At 64.0% G+C, this 5476-nt stretch carries 4 protein-coding genes and 1 pseudogene; 4 read left to right on the forward strand and 1 reads right to left on the reverse strand.

Going from position 1 to position 5476, the window contains the following annotated elements; genetic code table 11:
- Nucleotides 1-6: 6 nt before the first annotated feature.
- From AC1D00_RS24560 to AC1D00_RS24575, 4 genes and pseudogenes are all read left to right on the forward strand, one after another.
- Nucleotides 7-195: pseudogene (locus AC1D00_RS24560) on the forward strand (DSD1 family PLP-dependent enzyme); the annotation flags it as partial.
- Nucleotides 196-751: 556 nt separating this feature from the next.
- Nucleotides 752-1216 carry a (2Fe-2S)-binding protein gene (locus AC1D00_RS24565; RefSeq protein WP_209312083.1) on the forward strand — a complete coding sequence of 155 codons (465 nt, stop codon included), beginning with the start codon at nucleotides 752-754 and terminating at the stop codon, nucleotides 1214-1216.
- Between the two features lie 8 nt (nucleotides 1217-1224).
- The gene (locus AC1D00_RS24570; protein WP_477012430.1) at nucleotides 1225-3393 is read left to right on the forward strand and encodes a xanthine dehydrogenase family protein molybdopterin-binding subunit; all 2169 of its coding nucleotides are present in this window, start codon (nucleotides 1225-1227) and stop codon (nucleotides 3391-3393) included.
- Nucleotides 3390-4733, forward strand: a complete 1344-nt coding sequence (locus AC1D00_RS24575; RefSeq protein ID WP_477012431.1) for a c-type cytochrome — start codon at nucleotides 3390-3392, stop codon at nucleotides 4731-4733. Before AC1D00_RS24570 ends, AC1D00_RS24575 begins: the two co-directional genes overlap by 4 nt.
- Nucleotides 4734-5025: 292 nt before the next feature.
- On the opposite strand, the gene AC1D00_RS24580 is transcribed toward AC1D00_RS24575, so the two are convergent.
- Nucleotides 5026-5476 (reverse strand): hypothetical protein (locus AC1D00_RS24580; RefSeq protein ID WP_477012432.1); only part of this gene is annotated, 451 nt, incomplete at its 5' end.

A 5476-nucleotide genomic window follows, 5' to 3' on the forward strand; every position in this document is an offset into this window, starting at 1 on the left:
GACTAGCACGGCCTGCTCGACTTCGACAGCGCTTCGTCACGGCTGGCGATTGGCGACAAGGTGACGCTCATCCCGGGTCATTGCGACCCGACCGTCAATCTCTACGACTGGTATGTCGGCGTGCGCGGCTTCAATAAACCGGACGCCCGCGTGGAGGCGCTTTGGCCGATCGCGGCGCGGGGCGCGGTCACCTGACATACTCACGGCGCAGTGCCGTAGGGTGGGCAAAGCGAAGCGTGCCCACGTGTCTATTGCTGTCTTGCAAAGTTCGTGGGCACGGCGCAAGTGCGCCTTTGCCCACCCTACAATTCCGGACTCGCGAAGAGAGACCCCTCACCCTAGTGAGGTTGTATCCCCCAGCGGTGTTGCCCTCTCCCGCAAGGGGAGAGGGCACAACAATGGCCAGCCGCGATTAATCCCGTCGAACGTAGCCGCGATCGCCGCCCGACTTTCCCAATCGCACGAATTTCGTCATCGCATGATTTTGCACATCCGCACGATCATCTGCGGCGACCATCGAGGCGCGCGACGAAAATGCGTCAAAACATGACGATTATCATATCATTTAGCCCAAAACCGTTGCAGCGATCGCCGCACAAATTCGTGAACGTCATGGCCAGACGCTTCGGTCGCGCAAATATGCATTGCCAGGAAATTCGACGCTTCATCGGTTCGCGTMGTTATGATTATGGTCGCGCGGAAATTTCGTCGGCTTGATCGCCGCAAGCGATCGTCGAGCAAGGGGATGCATATGGCAACTGTTCTCACCATCAACGGCGAAACGAAATCCTTCGACGCGCCACCGGACATGCCGCTGCTGTGGGTGCTGCGCGACATCCTCGGGATGACCGGCACCAAGTTCGGCTGCGGCATCGCGCAATGCGGCGCCTGCACGGTACATGTCGACGGCAAGGCGGTGCGCTCCTGTGTGCTGCCGGTCAGCGCGGTCGAGAACCGCACCATCACCACCATCGAGCACGTCGGCAGCACGCCTGCGGGCGCGAAGGTGCAGAAGGCCTGGTTAGAGGCCGAAGTGGTTCAGTGCGGTTACTGCCAGTCCGGCCAGATCATGTCGGCCGCGGCACTGCTAGCGGCAACGCCCAACCCCGACGATTCAGACATCGACGCCGCCATGGCCGGCAACATCTGCCGCTGCGGCACGTATGTGCGCATCCGCGAGGCCATCAAGCAGGCCGCCACCGGCCGGCAGTCGTGAGGTCCGCCATGAATGCACACAACAGCATCTCCCGCCGCACGCTCCTGACCGGGGGTCTCGCCACCGGTTTCCTGTTCGCCTTCCACCTGCCGCTGCGCGCCGCCGTCAACGAGCCGGTGCAGCCGCCTGACGCGACCGACGGCAAGTTCGCGCCCAACGCCTTCATCCGCATCGACCCTGAGGGTGCGACCACGCTGGTGATGCCGCAGGTCGAGATGGGACAGGGAATCTACACTGCGATCTCGATGATCCTGGCGGAAGAGCTCGACGCGGATTGGTCGAAAGTCCAACTGCTGCACGCGCCGGCCAACGAAAAGCTTTACGGCAATCCGATTTTCATCATTCAGGCGACCGGTGGCTCCACATCGGTCCGGGCATTCTGGAAGCCGCTGCGTGAAGCCGGCGCCAGCGCGCGTGCCATGCTGGTGCAGGCTGCAGCTGCGCAATGGAACGTCGATCCCGCCAGTTGCACGACGTCGAAGGGTGAGGTGACCCACAAGGCGAGCGGCCGGACGCTCTCCTATGGCGCGCTTGYGGCTGCCGCGAGCGGCCAGACGCCGCCCAAGGACGTCCCGCTCAAGGACCCCAAGGATTTCGTCTATATCGGCCAGCCGTTCAAGCGGCTCGATACGCCCGAGAAGGTCAACGGCAAGGCGGTCTACGGCATCGACGCCATCGTGCCGAACATGAAGTTCGCAACGCTGGCGCAGTGCCCGGKTTTCGGTGGCAAGGTCGGCAAGGTCGATGATCGTGCCGCGAAGAAGATTCCGGGCGTGCGAAAGATCGTCGTGCTCGACGATCTCGTCGCCGTCGTCGGCGATCACATGTGGGCGGCGAAAAAAGGCCTGGACGCGCTCGACATCGCGTGGAACGAGGGACCGAACGCAAAGATCAATTCGAAAGCGATTTGGGACGATTTGCGCGCCGCCAGCGCAAAGGACGGCGTGGTCGCCAAATCCACCGGCGACATCGCCAAGGGCCTCGCGAGCGGCGAAAAACTCGAAGCTTCGTTCGAGCTGCCGTTTCTCGCCCACGCAACGATGGAGCCGTTGAACGCCACGGTGCATTGCACGCCCGATTCCTGCGAAATCTGGACCGGAACGCAGATCATGGCGCGCGTGCAGTCGGAGGCGGCAAAGGCGGCCGGGCTCCCGGTCGAGAAGGTGACCGTCAACAATCACCTGCTGGGCGGCGGCTTCGGCCGCAAGCTCGAGCCTGACATGGTGGTCGCGGCCGTTCGCATCGCCAAAGAGGTCGACGGGCCGGTCAAGGTCGTGTGGACCCGCGAGGAGGACATTCAGCACGACATCTATCGACCGGTCTATCGCGATACGATCGCAGCGACCTTGTCGGCCGGCAAGATCGTCGGCTGGAAATACAAGATTGCCGGCGCTGCGATCATCGCGCGCTGGCTGCCGCCGGCCTTCCAGAAGGGCATCGATATCGACGCGATCGACAGCGCCACCGACGTGCCCTACGACATCCCGAATGTCCACGTCGAATATGTGCGGGCCGAACCGCCGGCGATACCAACGGGGTTCTGGCGCGGGGTCGGGCCCAACAACAACGTGTTTGCGGTCGAATGCTTCATCGACGAACTGGCGCGCAAGGCGGGCAAGGACCCGGTCGAGTTTCGCCGTGGAATGCTGGCCAATCAACCACGCTTCCTGTCCGTCCTCAATCTTGCGGCAGAGAAAGCCAATTGGGGTCAACCCTTGCCGGCGCGCGTCGGGCGCGGCGTGTGCTTGCAGCCGTCCTTCGGCAGTTTCATCGCAACCGTTGTGGAAGCTGAGGTCGACGAGCAAGGCGAGATCAATCTACGCCGTGCGACCTCGGTGGTGGATACCGGCATCGCCGTCAATCCCGATACGATCGTGGCTCAGGTCGAGGGCGGGCTGATCTTCGGCCTTACCGCCGCGCTCTACGGCGAGATCACCATCGAAAAGGGGCGGGTCCAGCAATCCAACTTCAATGACTATCGGATGCTGCGGATCAATCAGACGCCCAAGATCGAGGTTCACGTCGTTAGGAGCGGCGAGGCACCCGGCGGAATTGGCGAGACCGGCACGACGGCGGGACCGCCGGCGCTGCGCAACGCGATTTACGCCGCAACCGGCGTGGCGCTGCGGCGCCTGCCGATCGACCGGAAACTGCTGGCTGCGGGGAGGAAGGCATGAGCGGCAAGATGCGCATCCTCGTGAGCCTCATTGTGATCGCCATCGTCGCGGTGGCGCTCGGCGTCTTCATCATCCGCGGGCCCGGCCCGCTCGACTTCGCCGGCGGCAAGAAAGTGGCGCTGGCGGATTATCGCGCCGGCAAGCCGACCGGCGTGCCGGCCAAGCTCGAGAAGGCGAGCCTGGTCGAGCGCGGCGAGTATCTGGCGAAGGCGGCCGACTGCATGGTCTGCCACACCAAGCCGGGCGAGAAGGACTATTCCGGCGGGCTCGCCTTCAAGCTGCCGTTCGGCACGCTCTATTCCACCAACATCACGCCGGACAAGGACACCGGAATCGGCAATTACAGCGACCAGGATTTTCTGAACGCGGTCCAGCACGGCAAGCGCAATGACGGCGCGCGGCTCTATCYGGCGATGCCGTATACGTCCTACACCTTCATGACCGACGAGGACGTGCGGGCGGTGAAGGCGTATTTGTTCAGCCTGCCGGCGGTGCGCGCGAAGGCGCCCGACAACACGCTGTCGTTCCCGTTCAACCAGCGCTGGGCGATGATCTTCTGGTCGGCCGTGTTCAATCCGGACACGCGCTTTGCACCCGATACGTCGAAGAGCCCGGAATGGAATCGCGGCGCGTATCTTGCGGAGGCGCTGGCGCATTGCGGCGAGTGCCACACGCCGCGCAATCTCGGCTTTGCGCTGGACAATCGCAAGAAGTTCGGCGGTGCCATCACGGCCGGCTGGCGTGCCTTCAACATCTCCTCCGACAAGGCGACCGGCCTTGGCAATTGGCGCGACGAGGATCTGATCTCGTATCTGTCGCTCGGCCACGCACCTGGCCACGGCTCGGCCTCGGGTCCGATGGGCGAAGCGGTCGACCACAGCTTTAGCCAGTTCGCCCCCGAAGACATCAGCAGCATCGTTGCTTACCTCCGCAGCGTGCCGCCGGTGCCCTCGCCCGACCTGCCTGCCACCACCGCCCCGGCCGCGCCCGCCTCGCACCGCGACGGCGTCACGGCCGATGCCCACGGCAAGAAGGTGTTCGCCAGCGCCTGCGCCAGCTGCCACGGCTGGAGCGGCGAGAGCCCGGTGTCGCCGATGGCAACACTCACCGGCACCTGGGCCGTCAACGACCCCGCCGCCACCAACGTCGCGCAGATCGTGATCTCAGGCACCAAGCGGCATACGCCGGATGGTGCGCTGTCGATGCCGGCATTCGGCAACGCGTACACCGACGACGAGATCGCGGCAGTGGCGAACTACGTCACGGCGCGGTTCGGCACCAAGGGCTCGAAGCTGACGGCGAAGGATGTCGCGGAGCTGAGGCAGCAGACGGCGGAGTAGCGCGCAGCCATCTRCAGCGAGATTGATGCGCAATCGCGCGCATCAATCTCCGCCGTCGTCCCGGACAAGCGAAGCGCAGATCCGGGACCCATACCCACAGGGAGTAGTTTGGCGAAGACTCGGAGTGGGAGCTGTGCCCCACACTACTTCCTGTGGTTATGGGTCCCGGCCTTCGCCGGGACGACACCGAGGGTGTACCGAGGGTGTGGCGTCGTTCTTCAACTCAACCAGAACTTCGGCGCCGCCGGCCCCGGCCGGCCGCCCTCACGCACCGGCACGATGCGATGACAGACTAAAACTCAAGACCCGCCAACCTCGCCGAGAACGGCAACATCGCCCGCTCGAACGTCGGAGGCTTGAAGCCCTTGTACTCTCGCTTGATCATCGCCTTGACCACCGCCAGATCCGGCTTGCTGTCAGGCGGTGGCACGGGGTTCTTGTCCGACCGAATGAAATCAGGTGCCGTGCCCGGCAATTTGTACAGGTTGAAATCGCTGCGGCGCGTCGCGAAGTCGGCCTGCAGGTAACCCTCCGCCATCATTGCGTCGGCCGGGGCCAGATAGAATCCGTCCTCGCGATAGGGGCCAAGCACCGAAAAGGTCCTGGAGCCTTTCGAGACACCGACCAACTCATGGCTCAGGCGAACCAGCTCGATATCCTTACCGCCGGCCCTGATGTGGACGCGGCGCAGGGGGAGCTCCGCTGCATCCTGGGTCACGACGCTCACGAGCACGAGCACATGC

The organism is Bradyrhizobium sp. P2_E8, assembly GCF_056403875.1.